18 protein-coding genes are annotated in these 17,440 nt (G+C 30.5%); 7 read left to right on the plus strand and 11 right to left on the minus strand.

Annotated features, from left to right (window positions below; genetic code table 11):
• Window positions 1–186: dodecin family protein (locus tag ITB9_RS13490; RefSeq protein WP_054852650.1), on the minus strand; the 186-nt coding region annotated here is incomplete at its 3' end.
• A 121-nt stretch (window positions 187–307) separates the two neighbouring features.
• Window positions 308–1,210 (minus strand): NifU family protein, encoded by a 903-nt coding sequence (locus tag ITB9_RS13495; RefSeq protein WP_054852651.1) that lies wholly within the window; start codon window positions 1,208–1,210, stop codon window positions 308–310.
• Between the two features lie 263 nt (window positions 1,211–1,473).
• Between ITB9_RS13495 and ITB9_RS13500 the strand changes: the two genes are divergently transcribed.
• Window positions 1,474–2,484 carry a type IX secretion system membrane protein PorP/SprF gene (locus tag ITB9_RS13500; protein ID WP_028290215.1) on the plus strand — a complete coding sequence of 337 codons (1,011 nt, stop codon included), beginning with the start codon at window positions 1,474–1,476 and terminating at the stop codon, window positions 2,482–2,484.
• 58 nt (window positions 2,485–2,542) lie between these two features.
• Here ITB9_RS13500 and ITB9_RS13505 read toward each other — a convergent pair whose 3' ends face one another.
• Window positions 2,543–3,553: an SIMPL domain-containing protein gene (locus ITB9_RS13505; protein WP_054852652.1), complete on the minus strand. Its 1,011-nt coding sequence runs from the start codon at window positions 3,551–3,553 to the stop codon at window positions 2,543–2,545.
• 207 nt (window positions 3,554–3,760) lie between these two features.
• On the opposite strand from ITB9_RS13505, the gene ITB9_RS13510 reads away from it, so the two are divergent.
• From ITB9_RS13510 to ITB9_RS13520, 3 genes are read left to right on the plus strand one after another with little or no spacing between them, the layout of a single operon-like run.
• Window positions 3,761–5,923 carry a histidine kinase gene (locus ITB9_RS13510; protein WP_054852653.1) on the plus strand — a complete coding sequence of 721 codons (2,163 nt, stop codon included), beginning with the start codon at window positions 3,761–3,763 and terminating at the stop codon, window positions 5,921–5,923.
• A gap of 2 nt (window positions 5,924–5,925) precedes the next feature.
• A complete protein-coding gene (locus ITB9_RS13515; RefSeq protein WP_054852654.1) occupies window positions 5,926–6,660 on the plus strand; it encodes a LytTR family DNA-binding domain-containing protein in 735 nt (244 codons plus the stop codon).
• A 14-nt stretch (window positions 6,661–6,674) separates the two neighbouring features.
• Window positions 6,675–7,187: a gamma carbonic anhydrase family protein gene (locus ITB9_RS13520; RefSeq protein ID WP_054852655.1), complete on the plus strand. Its 513-nt coding sequence runs from the start codon at window positions 6,675–6,677 to the stop codon at window positions 7,185–7,187.
• 87 nt (window positions 7,188–7,274) lie between these two features.
• Here the strand turns inward: ITB9_RS13520 and ITB9_RS13525 are convergent, their stop codons facing one another.
• Complete coding sequence (locus ITB9_RS13525) at window positions 7,275–7,640, minus strand: hypothetical protein (RefSeq protein WP_054852656.1); 366 nt, start codon at window positions 7,638–7,640, stop codon at window positions 7,275–7,277.
• A 30-nt stretch (window positions 7,641–7,670) separates the two neighbouring features.
• On the minus strand, window positions 7,671–8,465 hold the full coding sequence (locus ITB9_RS13530) for a DUF2797 domain-containing protein (RefSeq protein WP_054852657.1): 795 nt from the start codon (window positions 8,463–8,465) through the stop codon (window positions 7,671–7,673).
• Window positions 8,466–8,507: 42 nt separating this feature from the next.
• Here ITB9_RS13530 and ITB9_RS13535 point away from each other — a divergent pair, with 42 nt between their 5' ends.
• Complete coding sequence (locus ITB9_RS13535; protein ID WP_054852658.1) at window positions 8,508–10,022, plus strand: GH3 auxin-responsive promoter family protein; 1,515 nt, start codon at window positions 8,508–8,510, stop codon at window positions 10,020–10,022.
• Window positions 10,023–10,209: 187 nt separating this feature from the next.
• Here ITB9_RS13535 and clpX read toward each other — a convergent pair whose 3' ends face one another.
• The 6 genes from clpX to ITB9_RS13565 form a co-directional block, all read right to left on the minus strand.
• A complete protein-coding gene (clpX, locus tag ITB9_RS13540; RefSeq protein WP_028290207.1) occupies window positions 10,210–11,442 on the minus strand; it encodes an ATP-dependent Clp protease ATP-binding subunit ClpX in 1,233 nt (410 codons plus the stop codon).
• Between the two features lie 87 nt (window positions 11,443–11,529).
• Window positions 11,530–12,204: an ATP-dependent Clp endopeptidase proteolytic subunit ClpP gene (gene clpP / locus ITB9_RS13545; RefSeq protein WP_028290206.1), complete on the minus strand. Its 675-nt coding sequence runs from the start codon at window positions 12,202–12,204 to the stop codon at window positions 11,530–11,532.
• A gap of 137 nt (window positions 12,205–12,341) precedes the next feature.
• Entirely contained in the window at window positions 12,342–13,673 is a 1,332-nt protein-coding gene (gene tig / locus ITB9_RS13550; protein ID WP_028290205.1) for a trigger factor, read from the minus strand.
• Between the two features lie 198 nt (window positions 13,674–13,871).
• Window positions 13,872–14,225 carry a phage holin family protein gene (locus ITB9_RS13555; RefSeq protein ID WP_028290204.1) on the minus strand — a complete coding sequence of 118 codons (354 nt, stop codon included), beginning with the start codon at window positions 14,223–14,225 and terminating at the stop codon, window positions 13,872–13,874.
• Window positions 14,226–14,248: 23 nt separating this feature from the next.
• The gene (locus ITB9_RS13560; protein ID WP_054852659.1) at window positions 14,249–15,010 is read right to left on the minus strand and encodes an alpha/beta fold hydrolase; all 762 of its coding nucleotides are present in this window, start codon (window positions 15,008–15,010) and stop codon (window positions 14,249–14,251) included.
• Between the two features lie 5 nt (window positions 15,011–15,015).
• Window positions 15,016–15,729: a pyridoxine 5'-phosphate synthase gene (locus tag ITB9_RS13565; protein WP_054852660.1), complete on the minus strand. Its 714-nt coding sequence runs from the start codon at window positions 15,727–15,729 to the stop codon at window positions 15,016–15,018.
• A 93-nt stretch (window positions 15,730–15,822) separates the two neighbouring features.
• On the opposite strand from ITB9_RS13565, the gene ITB9_RS13570 reads away from it, so the two are divergent.
• Together ITB9_RS13570 and ITB9_RS13575 are read left to right on the plus strand one after the other, a co-directional pair.
• Entirely contained in the window at window positions 15,823–16,482 is a 660-nt protein-coding gene (locus ITB9_RS13570) for a CBS domain-containing protein (protein WP_028290201.1), read from the plus strand.
• A gap of 2 nt (window positions 16,483–16,484) precedes the next feature.
• Window positions 16,485–17,354, plus strand: coding sequence for an NAD kinase (locus tag ITB9_RS13575; protein WP_054852661.1), 870 nt, complete (start codon window positions 16,485–16,487; stop codon window positions 17,352–17,354).
• Window positions 17,355–17,440 lie beyond the last annotated feature (86 nt).

The raw sequence follows: 17,440 nt of genomic DNA on the forward strand, positions 1-17,440 counted from the left end.
GGTGATTTTAAGGTTAACTCTAAAGTCAACTACTTCGTCATCTTTTACACTAGCACTTTGATCTTGTACATAAACAGATCTAATATTTTTAACGCTTTTAGATGCGTGCTTTACTGCTTTTTTAGTTGCGTCTTCCCAGCTTTTTTCTGAGTTTGATAATACTTCAATTACTTTTAATACTGCCATAATATTTTGTTTTAAATTATTGATTGTCCTTTAAAATTACGAATATTAAATTAGAAACGTGTAAGTTTCAAATTCAATTAGAACAATAAAACAGATAAAAGGTAGTATTTATTGGTTTAAATTAACCATTTATAGCAACAACTGAATTTACTTTACCTGCTAACATTTCTTTTAGCATATTTTCAATTCCGTTTTTTAATGTAAAGGTTGATGAAGGGCATCCACTACATGCGCCTTGTAAAATAACTTTTACGGTTTTAGTAGTTTCGTCGTAAGACTCAAATTGAATGTTTCCACCATCACTAGCAACTGCTGGTTTAACATACTCTTCTAGGATGTTTACAATTTGTTTAGAGGTGTCATCAAGAGTTTCAAAGTGAGCTTCAACTTTTTCGATAGTTTTTTCTTCTACTTCTGGTGCATTTGGAGAAACAATCTCTTTAGCGTCTTCAATGTATGTTCTAATAAATTCTCTTAGCTCAAAAGAAATATCATTCCACTCTGCAATATCATATTTTGTTATTGAGACAAAATTTTCGTCAAAAAAGACACTTTTAACAAACGGAAAATGAAATAATTCCGTAGCCATAGGTGATGGTTTTGCAGTTTCGATTGAAGTAAACTCGTAAGATGCAGTTACTAATTTTTTGTTAGCTACGAATTTTAAAACTGAAGGGTTTGGCGTGCTTTCCGTGTAAACGGTAACTGCAACTTTTTTAGTTTCAGCATTTTCATTGACAACAACACCATTGTTATTTAAGTAGCTTTCTATTTGTTGTGCCACTTCTTGTTTTACATCATCCCATTGTACAATGTTATAGCGTTCTATAGCAATAAAATTACTAGAGATATATACTTTTTTAACGAAGGGTAGATAAAATAATTGTTGCGCTAAAGGAGAGTCTTTAGCGTCGTCTATGTTATTAAATTCGAAACTTTGATGTTTAGTAATAAACTGGTTTAATTCGAATTTTAATATGGCTGGATTTGAGGTTTCTTGTGTTGAAACTTTAAAATTACTCATCTTTGTTTTTTTTTTACAAAAATACTAAACATAATAATAGATATCTATTATATTTATGTTTTACTGAATCAGGAGTTTATTACAAAATGTAAGGTTTGTATTATAAAACTATTTATATTTAAATCTTTAACTTTTAGGATTGAATTTATTTGCTCTAAATTTATATATTTGAGTTTTATTTATACTTTTTAAGTTAAAATCAAGTTATTAATTTAATAGTTTAGCTTTTATATAACTAACCAACCTACCTCGAAAAAAGAATTATGAATTTAAAAAACATATTTTTATTAGCTGTTGTTACAATTTTTGGATCACAGTTTGTTAATGCCCAAGAGGGTTTACCTATATATTCTGATTATTTAACGGACAACTATTACTTAATTCACCCTTCTATGGCTGGTGCAGCAAATTGTGCTAAGGTTAGAATAACTGGTAGGCAACAATGGTTTGGTGATGATGATGCGCCTAAATTGGTGACTGCTAGTGTTAATGGTCGTATTGGTGATGGTCCTTCTGGTATTGGAGCCATTGTTTATAGTGATAAAAATGGTTACCACTCTCAAACAGGAGCGTATTTTACTTATGCACACCATTTAATGTTTTCAAGAAGTACTACAGATTTAAATCAGTTATCATTTGGTTTAAGTGCTGGAGCAATACAATATAAATTAGATGAAACTTCTTTTCTAGCTGATGGATTTGATCCAATTATTGCTGGTATAGAGCAGTCGGCAACTAACTTTAATGTAGATTTAGGTATGTCTTATTTTTTATATAACTTTTATGCTCATGCTACAGTTAAAAACCTTTTAAACAATGAAGGTGTTAATTTTAATGAGCAAGGTTTAAGTTATGATAATTTAAGAACGTATTTAGTCTCTGTTGGAAATACCTTTGGAAGTTACGGAAGTGATTGGTCTTTTGAACCGTCTGCGATGTTTATGTACAGAGATGCTACTGAAGAGGCTTCTTTTGATATTAACCTTAAAGCATATAAGTCTGTTGACTTTGGTAAAGTTTGGGGAGGATTATCTTACAGACGTAGTTTAGATGGAGCAGAATTTGTTGATGGCACAGGTGTAAGTAGTCAAAAATTACAATATATAACGCCAATTTTAGGTGTAGAGGTTAATAACTTTGTGTTTGCGTATACTTACAGTTACCAGTCAAACTCTGTGGTGTTTAATAATGGTGGTTTTCATCAATTAACATTAGGGCTTAACTTTAATTGTGGTAAAGAAAGATATACCTGTAATTGTCCTGCAATTAACTAGTCTATTTTAAAATCTTATAAAAAAGCCTCGATTAATCGAGGCTTTTTTATGCCTAAAACTATTGTGTTTTTAGTTCTTTTACATCAATGGTTCCGTTAGGAGAAATAACGTAATAGGTTGGTTTTATTTCTGTTTTAACTATTGGTTCTACTATTTGCGCTTTAGGCTTTGGTGTAAATTGTAATTTTATTTCCATAACAATCTGTACTACAGGTTGTAAAATAGAAGGGTTTATTACTACATCATAATTTTCATAGGTTAAAGGCTGATAGTAATATGAGGTTTGCTTTTTAGCTTCGGTTACTCCTTTATCTTGTTTTAATGCTTGAAATGAAATACTATTAAATGCTTGATAGCTTTGATAAAAATCTTTAGGGAAGTAACAATATTTTTGATCTGCCATCATAACATGGTATTCAGAAAGGTTAAAACCTAAAAGGGTATAATACTTTTTTTTATCATCAATTAAAGCTAATAATTCTGTTTGAAGATTTTTATAGACTTGAGCTATATTATCTATAAAATAATCCACTTTTACTAAGTTATAAATTTCATTTTTTGTACATGCAGTTAATATGTTTTCAAATTGTCGTGTATTATTAAATTTAATATGGATGTTTTGTTGTAGCTCAAAACCCTTAGGAACTTCCGTATATGTTTTGCTAAATAGTTTTTTGGTGACTTCTACTTCATAAACAGGCACAAAAGAGATAACATCAATAGCAATATCCTTGTCAAGTATACCAAATTGGAGTAATTCAGTTTTAATCAGATTGATACGCTTAGTCATTAATTGATTAGTTATTTCTGCAGTTTGACCAATTTGAGATACATTAAAAACAGCAGTATACGAGGTTGCTTTTACGTTTTGTAATGCTCTAACATCAATAACAATAGTACTGCTTGGATTTAATTTTGGAGTAATATGTTTGGGAGTGTTACCATATACTATGGCGTTGCCAGTAGCAATATTTTGTCTAGATAAAGTTTGATTGTAGTTACCTTTATGCTGTGAAAAAGCATTTAAAGTAATAATTAGAAATAATAAAAATAGCTTGGTTTGTTTCATGATAAATTTAGTTTTAATTTAAGTAAACCTAACCGCAACTTTATTGATTTAAAAACTACAATGAGTGTAATAGCTGTATGGCTTAGTATGTCTGTATTGTAAATTAGTAAAGTCAGTAGTTTTGACTAGTTTAATTATAAATAGCTAAAACCTGCATTTTAATTAATGGGTTAAAGTACGTAAGTTTATGTTTTATAAAACTTATTAATGAAAAATTTCAAATTAATATTAATCTGCATTTTATGTTTTGTGTATTGTAATACAATTAATGCTCAGCAAAATTTAGAAAGTAAAAAAGAAGCTACTTTTACAGTAAAGGGAGAGGTTATAGATAAGGATAGCTTTGACCCAATATCAAACGTTAATGTACAAGTTAATGGTGGCTCTTACACAAGTACTAGTTTAAGTGGTGATTTTAGAATTAATGTTAAGATTGGTGACGAAATTATGATTAGTCATAAAGATTTTGAAACCATTTATTATACCGTTAAGTCGGATGACGATATCAAAGTAGAGGTGCAATCTTTAATAAAAGGTGTGTCTTATAAAACAAAACAAAGTAAAGTCCATTCGTTTGAAAGTATTATAGATTCAGCGCTCTTTTATAAAAAAATATCAGCCGAAAAAAGCATTCAATTTATAACAGAGAGTATTCCTAAAAGCAATTCGGTTAAACAAAACGCAGAAGCCTTTGAGGTTTTAGCAGATGTGTATATGCACTGGAAACAGTATGATCTTGCTGTAACAAACTACAGGATAAGTATTAAAAATGTCAACTCAAAAGACGTCCAATTAAAATTAGCAAAAGCCTTTTACCATAACAAAAACTATCAAGAAAGTTTAGCGTTATATAATAGTTTAAAGTCTCCAGATTTATCCAATTGGCAAAATGTAATACGTAATGAAGGTTTGGGAGATGTCTACGTAGCTATTAAACAAAACACTAAAGCTGAAACCGCTTATAAAAAAGGATTAGAGATTGCAGAAGTAAACAATATTAAGCGTAAAGTTACAGACCTTAACTCTAAACTAGGTCAAGTATATACTTCTGAAGGAAAAAAACGTAAAGCAGAGGTTTTACTTGAAAATTCAGTTGCACTTGCAGCTCAAGAAAATAAAACAAGAGAGGTTGAACAAAAAATAAAATTTGCAGATTTTCAAAACGAAAAACGTTCATATAGTGAAGAGATTAAAATGAGAAAAGATATTATCAATGATATTGATATAATCGAAAAAGACTCAATCATTTCAAACGAAAGTAGTTTAACCAAACAGAAGCAAAATTATAAAATTGGTAATGCTTATTTTCTTCAAAAAGAATACAATGAAGCCATTCCGTATTTAGAAAAAAGTATTGAAGAAGCAGATGTAAAAGAAGATTTAATTGTAAAAAAAGATGCCACCAAAAAGTTGACAGATGCTTACGTGGAGTCTGGTAATTTTACCGAAGCTAAAAAAATCTTTGAAGAATATGTCAAAACCGTTGATCAGCTTTATATTAAAAAAGAGCAAGAAATATCACAAGCAGCACGATTTAATAAAAGCATAGCAGAAAAACAAAATAGGATAACAACCCTTGAAACAGACCGTAAATTAACTTTAAGTCAAGTTGCACTTTCAGAAGAAAAAAATAAAAGGCAGCAGTTAATAATTTATTCATTAATTGGAGGATTATTCCTGTTAGCTTTAACAGCTTATTTAATGTACAAGTATATTAAACAGCAAAAATTAGCTAACAATTTGCTAGCATTAAAGTCATTACGTAGTCAAATGAATCCGCATTTTATTTTCAATGCATTAAACTCGGTTAACAGTTTTATTGCTACAAATGATGAGCGTACAGCAAACAAATATCTTTCAGATTTTTCTAAACTCATGCGTGCAGTTTTAGAAAACTCTGAAGAAGATTTTATTCCGCTACAAAAAGAAATTGAGTTAATTCAATTATATACAAAACTAGAACATTTCAGGTTTAAAGATAAGTTTGAATTTCAAATAAACGTAGATAAAAATATTGATATCGAAGCCTATAAAATTCCACCAATGTTGTTACAACCTTATATTGAAAATGCAGTTTGGCATGGCTTACGTTATAAAAAAGAGATGGGATTATTAGATATATCAATAACCAAAAAGCAAATAGGTGTCATAACAATAACTATTGCAGATAATGGTATTGGACGCAAAAAATCTAAACAATTAAAGACCGAAAATCAGCAAAAACATAACTCTAAAGGATTAGGTAATATCAAAAAACGAGTGTCTATTTTAAACCAAATGTATAAAGACAAAGTAGATGTTTTTATTGATGACAATAGCACAGAAGGTGATGTTGGGACCAAAGTCGTAGTAACTATAAAGAAAGATTAATCATGACATTAAAAGCAATATTAGTTGAGGACGAAGCACAAAGCAGAGCCATATTAAAAAACTACCTAACCAAATACTGTCCAAAAGTAGAGCTTTTAGGCGAAGCCGAAAACATTAATCAAGCCTTAGAGTTAATACGTACTTTAGAGTTAGATTTGGTTTTTTTAGATGTAGAGATGCCTTACGGAAATGCATTTGACCTATTAGATAAAGTCGGTAATCGCGATTTTGAAACCATATTTGTAACAGCTTATAATAATTACGCTGTGGATGCTTTAAATGCTCACGCATCCTATTATCTAATGAAGCCTATTGACATAGACGAGTTAATTAAAGCTGTAGACTATGTTTCCGAAATTAAGTCAAAAGAAGACGTCTTACAAGACCAGGTATTAATACCAAAAACAAATACAGTAGCAGGTAAAATAACTATTCCGCAACAAGATGGATTTGAAGTCTTAAATACCACAGATATTTTGTATTGCAAGGCAGACGATAATTACACTGAAATTTATTTAAAAAACGACAAAAAAAAGCTAGTTAGTAAAACATTAAAATATTTTGAAGATGCTCTAACACCATCAGGATTTGCACGTGTACACAAAAGTTATTTAGTAAACGTATCCGAAGTTATAAAGTACGTAAAAGGTAAAGGCGGAAGTGTTATATTAAGCAACCAAAAACAAATCATGGTATCAGCATCCAAAAAGTCTGATTTATTATCTTATTTTAACTAAACAAAACTAAAAGTATGCCAATAATAAAGCCAGTAAACGGTAAATCACCTCAAATATCAGAAGACTGCTATATTGCAGAAAACGCTACCATTGTAGGAGACGTGCAAATCGGACAACAATGTAGTATCTGGTTTAATGCTGTATTACGTGGAGACGTCAATTATATAAAATTAGGCGATAAAGTTAACGTTCAAGATGGAGCAGTAATCCATTGTACCTATCAAAAACACCCAACCATAATAGGTGATAATGTGTCCATTGGACACAATGCAATAGTCCATGGTTGTACCATTAATGATAATGTTTTAATAGGTATGGGTAGTATTGTAATGGATAATTGCGTTGTAGAAAGTAATAGTATAATTGCAGCAGGAGCTGTTGTAACCCAAAATACGGTTGTAGAGTCTGGTAGTATTTATGCAGGCGTACCAGCAAAGAAAGTAAAAGATATTAGTAAAGAACTAATAAATGGAGAGATCAATCGTATTGCAGATAATTACGTTAAATATTCAGGTTGGTTTAAATAATATTTGGGCGTTACCACAAGGGTCGCGTTATCCATTATATCTTTTTTTGCCATATATGGCAGCAAAAAAAGGATGCCATTTCTACCGCTAACGCAACATGTAGCAAGAGTTAGATTCAATAGTAAGGATAAGTTCCTCAACAGAAGTTAACGCTTCAATTTTTGTAGACGATAAAAAAGTTGACAACGTCGTCTTGTTTTGACTTAGTATAATAGGATAGTTATAAGATTTGTTGTTAAATCTTTTCTCAAACTCATCACTATGTAAAAACTCAATATTTAAAGCAGTTCGTTTTCTAAAATCTTTCCAAATAGTATTCTCTCTAAAAGTATCAAAAGTCAAAGCGCATAAACTACAAGCATATGTTTTAGGGCTAAATAATTTATGCGCAATATCTATTGCTAAGTTTTTTAAACCAGATTTGGCATTGTAAACAAATATTAATGTAGTCACGTAGACTAAGTCGTAATTAATACACCTTAATTACAAGATATTTATACTAACAACAATACCTTCGTTACTTCTTATATTACAAACAGTATCATCTTCAAAAATTAAATATTGACCTTTAATACCTTTTAAAACTCCAGTATAATTTGCGGTTTTTTTAAAGTTTAAAGATTTAGGTTTTTTAGGATATTGTAACACCGGAAACTCAATAGTTGTTTCTTCGTTATCCTCAATAAAAAACTGCATAGCTTCCTCAGGTATAAATGGCTTTAATTTATCTCTCCATTCAATTAAGTTTTCGTCTTTAATTTCATTTTTAAGCATGGTTCTCCAATTGGTTTTGTCACCAACGTGGTCTTTTAAAGCAACTTCAGTAATACCAGCTAGATAACGGTTTGGTACTTCAACAATCTCAATAGCTTCATGTGCACCTTGGTCTATCCAACGTGTTGGGACTTGACCTTTTCTAGTTACACCCACTTTTACATTGCTAGAATTAGCTAAATAGACTATATGAGGTTGTAATTGTGCTTGTTTTTCATAGGCTAAATCACGATCTTCAATATCCAAATGCGCTTTGCTTAATTCTGGTTTCATGATCCAATCTGCTGCTTGTGGTACATCAAAAAAGCAACTTTTACAAAACCCTTGTCTGTAAATAGGCTTATCTAAATGGCAATTTAAACACTCGTAACCCACAAAATTAATAGTTAAGGTTTTGTTTAGTAATTGGTTAAAATTTATAAAGTCGTTTTTAAACACCAAATAGTAGTTAATGGGTTTAGAAAACTCGGTTTGCATTTTTGTTAACACACCTTGGTAGGTCATAAAAAAAAGTATTATTTTTAAAACTTAAAGATACAAATAACTATGCCAATACCTCTTGTAAATTCTATTGCATCTTGGTTTTTGAAAAAACGTTTTCATCAAATAGAATTGTTTTTAAAGTACCCAAACGAGGTGCAACAAGAACTTTTATTTAGCTTATTAGATATTGCAAAGGATACCGAAATTGGTAAACAGCACCAGTTTTCTTCTATTAAAAATTATGCAACTTTTGCAGATCGTGTTCCAATTTGCACCTATGAAGATGTACATGATAATATTGAGCGCGCACGACGTGGCGAACACAATATATTTTGGCCAAAACCAATAAAATGGTTTGCTAAATCTAGTGGTACAACAAGTGCAAAAAGTAAATTTATACCAGTTAGTAGTGACAGTTTAGAAGATTGTCATTATGCAGCTAGTAAAGATTTATTGTGTATGTATTTAAATAATAACGAGGACTCACAGTTGTTTACAGGTAAAAGTCTTAGGCTTGGTGGAAGTAAAGAACTTTACAAACAAAACGGAACTGTTTTTGGAGATTTAAGTGCGATACTAATAGACAATATGCCTTTTTGGGCAGAATATAGTAGTACACCTAGTAGTAAGGTTAGTTTAATGAGTGAGTGGGAAACTAAAATGGCTGCTATTGTTAACGAAACAATTAATGAAAACGTAACCAGTCTTGCTGGAGTACCAAGTTGGATGTTAGTGTTGCTTAATAACGTGTTGGAACAAACCGATAAATCAAGTTTGTTTGATATTTGGCCAAATCTAGAAGTTTATTTTCATGGAGGAGTAAGCTTTAATCCTTACATAGAGCAATACCGAAATGTTTTACCTAAAAAGGATTTTAAGTATTATGAAATTTATAATGCTTCAGAAGGTTTTTTTGCTATCCAAGATCAAAATTACACAGGTGATTTATTATTAATGTTGGATTATGGTATTTTTTATGAGTTTATACCAATGGATACTTACGGAACTAAAAATCAAAAAGTAATTCCGTTAAGCGAAGTACAGTTAAATAAAAATTATGCTGTTATTATAACCACTAACGCAGGTCTTTGGCGTTATATGATTGGTGATACCATCAGGTTTGTATCTATTAGTCCTTATCGTATAAAAGTTTCAGGACGTACAAAACATCATATTAATGTTTTTGGTGAAGAATTGATTATTGAAAATGCTGAGGATGCCTTAAAAAAAGTATGTATTAAAACAAGTTCAGAAATTGTAGACTACACTGCTGCACCAATATTTATGGAAGGTAAAGAAAAAGGTGCTCATGAGTGGTTAATCGAGTTTAAAACACCTCCTGAAGACATTAATTATTTTAATGAATTGTTTGATAACGCACTTAAAAGTTTAAATTCTGATTACGAAGCTAAACGTTATAATAATATGACGTTAAATAAGCCAACCATACACATTGCTAGAGAGCAGTTGTTTTATGATTGGTTGAAACAAAACAATAAGCTTGGAGGTCAGCATAAAGTCCCTAGGTTGTCTAATACACGTCAGTATTTAGACGAGCTATTGATTTTAAATAGATAGTCTAAAAGAATTAATCTCTTATAGTTTAACAGGGTGAAATAGTTGTAATTATTTGTAAATCAGTTATATATTACGTATATTGGTAGTGCTATTAGTTTGACTTTGGGGAGAGTCATATTATAATTAATCAAAAAAACCACTTTAAACTAAAGTTTAAAGTGGTTTTTTATGTAATCTGATTTTATGATTAAGACACAGCTTTTAACTTTTTTATAGTGGTCTTACTTAGTTTTTGTTCTGCATAAGATTTAGTTACGCTAAGTTTCTTTGTCTCGCTTCCTGGTAACTCAAACATTGCGTCAGTCAATATTTCTTCGCAAAGACTTCGTAAACCACGTGCTCCCAATTTGTATTCTATAGCCTTTTGAACAATAAATTCTAAAGCACCATCTGTGATACTTAATTCTATTTCATCCATTTCAAACAACTTTTTGTATTGTTTGATAATAGCGTTTTTAGGTTCGGTTAAGATTGCTCTAAGTGTTTTGCCATCTAAAGGATCCATGTAAGTTAATACAGGTAAACGTCCAATAATTTCTGGTATTAGTCCAAAGTCTTTTAAATCTTTAGGTATAATATATTGTAATAAGTTGTCATGGTCTACAACGTCTTCTTTTATAGAAGCGCTATAACCAACAGCTTGCATGTTTAATCGTTTAGAAATTACGCGCTCAATACCATCAAAAGCTCCACCAGCAATAAATAAGATGTTTTCAGTATTTACTTCAATAAATTTTTGATCTGGATGTTTACGACCACCTTTAGGCGGAACGTTAACTACGGTACCTTCTAATAATTTTAGTAAGGCTTGTTGTACACCTTCACCAGAAACATCTCTTGTGATTGATGGGTTGTCACTTTTACGTGCGATTTTATCGATTTCGTCAATAAAAACAATTCCTTTTTGAGCTTTGTCTAAATTGTAATCTGCAGCTTGTAATAAGCGTGTTAAAATACTTTCTACATCCTCACCAACATAACCAGCTTCTGTTAATACTGTAGCATCAACAATTGCTAAAGGTACATTTAACATCTTAGCAATGGTTTTAGCCATTAATGTTTTACCTGTACCAGTTTGACCAACCATAACAATATTTGATTTTTGAATCTCTATATCATCATTACTTGGTGGTTGAAGTAAACGTTTGTAGTGGTTGTATACAGCTACAGACATTACTTTTTTAGTGTATTCTTGGCCAATAATATATTCGTCTAAGAATGCTTTTATTTTTTGTGGTTTTTTTAGTGTTAACTCGGCAGACAGATCATTAGATTCTTCTTCTTTAGATTCTTCTATAACAATACCATGCGCTTGTTGTATACATCTGTCACATATGTGCGCATCTAAACCTGCAATTAATAAATTGGTTTCTGGCTTTTTTCTACCACAAAATGAACATTCTAATTCTTCTTTTGCCATTTTTTTGTATTAATAAAGTGAAGTTAACAGGATTAATATAATAGATAGTAATCCTGTTAATGGCATCACTAGTAAATTTTATAATTATTACTTTCGAGCTAAAATCTCGTCAATCATTCCGTATTCTTTAGCTTTATCAGCTTTCATCCAGTAATCTCTGTCACTATCATTGTATACTTTATCGTAATCTTGACCAGAGTGCTTACTTATAATTTTGTAAAGTTCTTCTTTAAGTATCAAGATTTCTCTTGCAGTAATTTCAATATCACTAGCTTGACCTTGAGCACCTCCTAATGGTTGGTGTATCATTACTCTAGAGTGTGTTAAACCACTACGTTTTCCTTTTTCTCCTGCACATAATAATACAGCTCCCATTGATGCTGCCATACCAGTACAAATTGTAGCAACGTCAGGTTTAATAAACTGCATTGTATCATAAATACCTAATCCTGCGTATACACTTCCTCCTGGAGAGTTTATGTATATCTGGATGTCTTTATTTGCGTCTGTACTTTCTAAAAACAATAATTGTGCTTGTATGATATTAGCAACTTGGTCGTTAATTCCTGTTCCTAAAAATATAATACGATCCATCATTAAACGAGAAAACACATCAAAGATTGCAATGTTCATTTGACGCTCTTCAATAATGTTAGGTGTTAAGTTAGTAGGATACATACTACTAATTATTTTGTTGTAATATGTACTACTTATACCTTGGTCTTTTATAGCAAATTTTTCGAATTCTTTTCCGTAATCCATAGTTTGAATAAATGTTATTTTTATTGAAAAAATTAGGCGTTGTTTAGTCTTGCTAAACAACGCCTAAAGATAATGATTATTTTGTTAAACCACTGCCAATAGAATCTTATCAAATTGATAAAAATCCATCACGTAATTTATGCTTTATCACCATACACCTCTTTTACAAAAGCATCATATGACATTTCTTTTGCTTTGATGTTTGCTTTTTCTTTATAAAGATCTAGTAATTTTTGACTTACTACTTGTTCAGAAATACGTCTAACTTCGTCTTGGTTTCCTAAAACACGTGCAGCGATATCATCTAATTCTTTTTCAGAAGGATTTAATTGACCAAATTGTGCCATTTGCATTTTGATCATGTTTTTAGCGTTAGTTTTAACGTCTTCAAAGTCTACTTTAAGATCATTGTCTTGCATTAATTTACCTTCAATTAATTGGTAACGTAAGCTTTTTTCTGATTTTTCGTATTCTTCTTTAGCAGTTGCTTCATCCATTTCTTTTTCACCTGCAACTTGCATCCATTTAGTTAGGAATTCTGCTGGTAAATCAAATTTAGTGTTGTCTACTAAATGTTCTGTAACATCATTTAAAAGCTTTTGATCAGATTGCTGTACAAATTGCTTTTCTGCATCTTCTTTAATTTTAGCTTTTAATTCTGAAGCAGATTTTACGACGTCTTTACCAAATAATTTATCAAATAACTCTTGATCTAAGTCAGCAGCTTCACGACTGTTAACTTCGTTGATTGTAAAAGTTACTTCAATATCTAAACCATGTGCATCATCGTGTTGTATTTTTAATGCATTCATTAATTCATGATCATCTTCGTAAAGTCCTTTAGTTTTTAAAGTAATGACGTCTCCTGGTTTAGCACCAATAAATTTCTTTTCAGTAGCTTTACCTTTAAACTTGTCTAAAGTAATTGTAACAGTATTGTCAATTTCTTTGTCCTCGTTTTTAAAAGTACCAGTAATTTCGCTATCCTTTTTAACTTCAGTTTCTGAAGTGATTTTACCGTATTGGTTTTGGATACGCTCAATTTGCTCGTCAATCATTTTGTCATCAGCAACGATGTTGTAATGAGTGATTGCTTTTTTACTATTTAAATCTACGCTAAATTCTGGAGCAAGACCTAATTCAAATTCAAAAGAAAAAGAATCGGAATCCCAGTTTATTTCGTCTTGTTGTTTAGGTAATGGTTGCCCTAAAACGTCTATTTTTTCTTCAGTTAAATACTTGTTTAATGCATCTTGAAGTAATTTATTTACCTCATCAACTAATACAGCTTTACCATATTGTTTTTTTACCATTCCCATTGGTACATGACCTTTTCTAAATCCTGGGATGTTTGCTGTTTTTTTGTAATCTACTAAGATTTTTTCAACTTTATCGTTATAATCTTCTTTAACGATGTCTACTTTTACTACAGCATTTAATGCATCAATGTTTTCTCTTGTAATATTCATTATATATGATATAAAGCCCAATTGGGCAATTAACACTAGTTTTAATATCCTCAAGTATTTATGAGGAAATTATCTAACAGAATTTTATAAAGCAAGCTTTTATTTTGATTTTTTCTGTTAAAAAGGTGTGCAAAAGTACTACTTTTTTACAGTATTACAAAGTTTTTAACGTCTTGTGTAACAGACTATTTTTAAGTGTTACTTAGTTTTGGTATCTGTCTTTATAAAGGATTGCAATAACCATTGTAAAATAGATAATAAAATACTAAATAAAATTGCAGTCCAGATACTTGAAACTGCAAATCCATCAATAAATTTATCGGCTAATAATATCATTAATCCATTGACAACAAATAGAAATAGCCCTAAGGTTAGTATTGTAATTGGTAATGTTAATACTACTAAAATAGGTTTTACAATTAGGTTTAAAATAGATAGTACTATTGCAACAATAATAGCTGTAACGTAATTATCTAAATACACACCATTTAATACGTGTGCTAAAGCAAATACAGCTATAGCGTTAATAAGTAATCTTATAATTAAATTCATAATAGTTTTTTATTTATTAGACTTTAATTTACAAAATTTGTTACAGCATCGTAAAATTCTTTAGGGTTTTCTGCATGTAACCAATGTCCAGCATTAGATATGGTTATAATATTAGCTTTAGGGAAATGGTTTATTATTAAAGCTTCATCTTGATTACCAATATATTCGCTTTTATCTCCTCTTAAAAATAATGTGTCTTCTTCAAATTTAGCATGTAATGGTAAAGCTTCGCCAACTTCAGAAACATTATCTGTTAATGCTTGTAGGTTTAGTCTAATACCTAATTGACCTTTTTCTACCCAATATAAGTTTTTTAATAAAAATTGTCTTGTGCCTAAATCAGATACATAATTGGCTAATTGTTTATCGGCTTGACCACGACTTTTTAAAGTTGAAAAATCTAAGCTATTTAAACCTTCTAAAATAGCATCATGGTGTATTGGGTAGAATCTTGGAGAAATGTCAGCAACAATAAGTTTGCTAACTAATTCTGGATACAATGTTGAAAACAGCATAGCAGTTTTTCCTCCCATTGAATGACCTAAAAGTATAGCGTCTTTTATGTTATGATAATCAAAATAGTGTTTTAAATCTTCTGCTAAAGCTTCGTAATAAAACGCATTGTCATGAAAACTTCTACCATGATTACGTTGGTCTACTAAATGAACTTGAAAATCTTCAGCAAATTGATTACCTAAGGTTTTCCAATTATCACTCATGCCCAAAAAGCCATGTAAAATTATAAAGGGCTTACCTTCGCCTAAAATATTAGAATGTAAAAGCATAATAATTATTTTAGTTTGTTTTTATACATATTTACTACGTTTTCAATACCTAAATATAAACTTTCAGATATTAAAGCATGTCCAATAGAAACTTCTAAAAGGTCTGGTATGTTTTGTTTAAAAAATTGGATGTTATCTAGAGATAAATCGTGTCCAGCATTTACACCAAGCCCTAAATTATTAGCTAGTTTGGCACATTCTGCGTAAGGTAATATTGCTTTTTGATTACCTAAATTATATTGGTGAGCAAAAGCTTCAGTATACAATTCAATTCTATCTGTTCCTGTTGCTTTAGCACCTTCAATTTGGTTTAAATCTGGATCTACAAATATTGATGTACGTATGCCTTTCTTTTTAAACTCAGAAATAACGTCTACTAAAAAACCTTTATTTTTAATCGTGTCCCAACCTGCATTACTAGTTAAAGTATCAATACTGTCTGGTACTAAGGTGACTTGGGTAGGTTGGATTTTTAATACCATTTCCATAAATTTAGGAATTGGATTCCCTTCAATATTATACTCAGTATACACTTCTGGTTTTAAATCGTAAGCATCTTGGTATTTAATATGACGTTCGTCTGGTCTTGGGTGTATTGTCACACCTTGTGCTCCAAAACGTTGTACGTCTTTTGCAAACTGAACGACGTTAGGTGTGTCACCACCACGAGAGTTTCTTAAAGTTGCTATTTTGTTAATATTTACGCTTAATTTTGTCATAACATGCAATAATTTAAAACACAAAAATACAAAGTATAAGAGGCTTTTTGTGCTAAAATTTAATTAATTTGCACAAACAAAAGTTTTTATAAAATGAACCTTTCTGATTACATAATAAACGATATTAAACCACTACTTAACACAAGTGTTGTAAGTGATTTGCAATTACTGTTTAATCAACTAACATATTCTCATATTCCTATTAAAAACGAAGCTGATGTCTACTTAGGATGCGTGTCAGAGAATGATGCACATTGTTTTCAAAAAGTACAAGTGATTTCTGATTGTAGTTATGCTATTGAAGGTTTTTTTGTAAGAGAAGAGGCAAACTGGTTAGATGTTTTGGAGGCTTTTGCACAAAACGCTACCAATATAATGCCTGTTTTAAATGAAAGAAACAAATATCTTGGCTATTATGAGCTAAATGATATTATAGGATTGTTTAATGAAACACCTTTTTTCTCTGAAAATGGAGCAATTTTAATTGTTGAAAAAGGATTGCAAGATTATAGCTTTAGTGAAGTTAGTCAGATTGTTGAAAGCAACGATGGTAAATTATACGGAGCTTTTATTTCTAAAATAGAAAATGATGTAGCTCAAATTACCTTAAAAATCGGAAATGTAGGACTAAGCGAGGTCATGCAAACCTTTAGACGTTATAGCTATAATATTGTATCTGGTCATGAAGAAGATAGCTATTTAGATGGTTTAAAAGAACGCTCTGATTATTTAAATAAATATCTAGACATGTAATTATGAAAGTTGCAATATATAGTCAATTTCAGAAAAAAAAACCATTAGCCTCTTTGGAGGTTTTGTTAGAGGTACTTCAAAAAAGAAATATTGAAATAGTAATTGAAGCTAATTTTTATAAAGGCATTTTGCCTAAAATAAAAACGGAGTATAATACTTTTTCTTTATTAGATACTAGTTTTGATTTTTTAGTAAGTATTGGAGGTGATGGTACAATATTAAGAGCCATTACATTGGTTAAAGACTTAAATATTCCAATTGTAGGTATTAATACAGGAAGACTAGGTTTTTTGGCAACCATACAGCATGACGAGATTGAGGATGCTATTGATAATATAATTAACAAGCAGTATTCTATTTCAGAACGCAGTTTATTAACTATTGAAAGCTCTGAAGATAATGCTGAAATAAATAGATGTAATTTTGCTTTAAATGAAATTGCTGTAAGTCGAAAAAATACAACGTCCATGATTACGGTTGAAACCGAACTTAATGGAGAATATCTTACCAGTTATTGGAGTGATGGTTTGATAATATCTACACCTACAGGGTCTACAGGGTACTCATTAAGTTGTGGTGGTCCAGTTATAACACCCAATGCAGCAAGTTTAGTGTTAACACCAATAGCACCTCATAATTTAAGTGCAAGACCTTTAGTTATAGAAGATACAACTGTTATAACTTTAAAAGTTGATGGTAGAGAAAAACAACACTTAGTTTCTATGGACTCTAGAATTGCAACTTTAACAAATAAAACAACTATCACTATAAAAAAAACACCATTTACTATAAAAATGATGGTCTTTAAAAACGAAACTTTTCTTGATACTTTGCGCAAAAAGCTACTTTGGGGAGAAGACAAGCGTAATTAAAACAATAAAACCCTGTTAAATCTGTTTAAAAGTGTAACTATTTCAATCAAATTGTTATAGGCTAATCTTATTTATTATATTTGCAA

Source organism: Olleya sp. ITB9 (assembly GCF_001315805.1).
GTDB classification, from domain to species: domain Bacteria; phylum Bacteroidota; class Bacteroidia; order Flavobacteriales; family Flavobacteriaceae; genus Olleya; species Olleya sediminilitoris.

Bases quoted from the DNA above. Each gene is read 5' to 3' on its own strand.
- ITB9_RS13515 (WP_054852654.1), top strand. From the start codon at position 5,926: ATGACATTAAAAGCAATATTAGTTGAGGACGAAGCACAAAGCAGAGCC.
- ITB9_RS13520 (WP_054852655.1), top strand. From the start codon at position 6,675: ATGCCAATAATAAAGCCAGTAAACGGTAAATCACCTCAAATATCAGAA.
- ITB9_RS13565 (WP_054852660.1), bottom strand. From the start codon at position 15,729: ATGACAAAATTAAGCGTAAATATTAACAAAATAGCAACTTTAAGAAAC.
- ITB9_RS13500 (WP_028290215.1), top strand. From the start codon at position 1,474: ATGAATTTAAAAAACATATTTTTATTAGCTGTTGTTACAATTTTTGGA.
- ITB9_RS13575 (WP_054852661.1), top strand. From the start codon at position 16,485: ATGAAAGTTGCAATATATAGTCAATTTCAGAAAAAAAAACCATTAGCC.
- ITB9_RS13535 (WP_054852658.1), top strand. From the start codon at position 8,508: ATGCCAATACCTCTTGTAAATTCTATTGCATCTTGGTTTTTGAAAAAA.
- ITB9_RS13495 (WP_054852651.1), bottom strand. From the start codon at position 1,210: ATGAGTAATTTTAAAGTTTCAACACAAGAAACCTCAAATCCAGCCATA.
- ITB9_RS13510 (WP_054852653.1), top strand. From the start codon at position 3,761: ATGAAAAATTTCAAATTAATATTAATCTGCATTTTATGTTTTGTGTAT.
- clpP (WP_028290206.1), bottom strand. From the start codon at position 12,204: ATGGATTACGGAAAAGAATTCGAAAAATTTGCTATAAAAGACCAAGGT.
- ITB9_RS13505 (WP_054852652.1), bottom strand. From the start codon at position 3,553: ATGAAACAAACCAAGCTATTTTTATTATTTCTAATTATTACTTTAAAT.
- clpX (WP_028290207.1), bottom strand. From the start codon at position 11,442: ATGGCAAAAGAAGAATTAGAATGTTCATTTTGTGGTAGAAAAAAGCCA.
- ITB9_RS13530 (WP_054852657.1), bottom strand. From the start codon at position 8,465: ATGACCTACCAAGGTGTGTTAACAAAAATGCAAACCGAGTTTTCTAAA.
- tig (WP_028290205.1), bottom strand. From the start codon at position 13,673: ATGAATATTACAAGAGAAAACATTGATGCATTAAATGCTGTAGTAAAA.
- ITB9_RS13570 (WP_028290201.1), top strand. From the start codon at position 15,823: ATGAACCTTTCTGATTACATAATAAACGATATTAAACCACTACTTAAC.
- ITB9_RS13555 (WP_028290204.1), bottom strand. From the start codon at position 14,225: ATGAATTTAATTATAAGATTACTTATTAACGCTATAGCTGTATTTGCT.
- ITB9_RS13560 (WP_054852659.1), bottom strand. From the start codon at position 15,010: ATGCTTTTACATTCTAATATTTTAGGCGAAGGTAAGCCCTTTATAATT.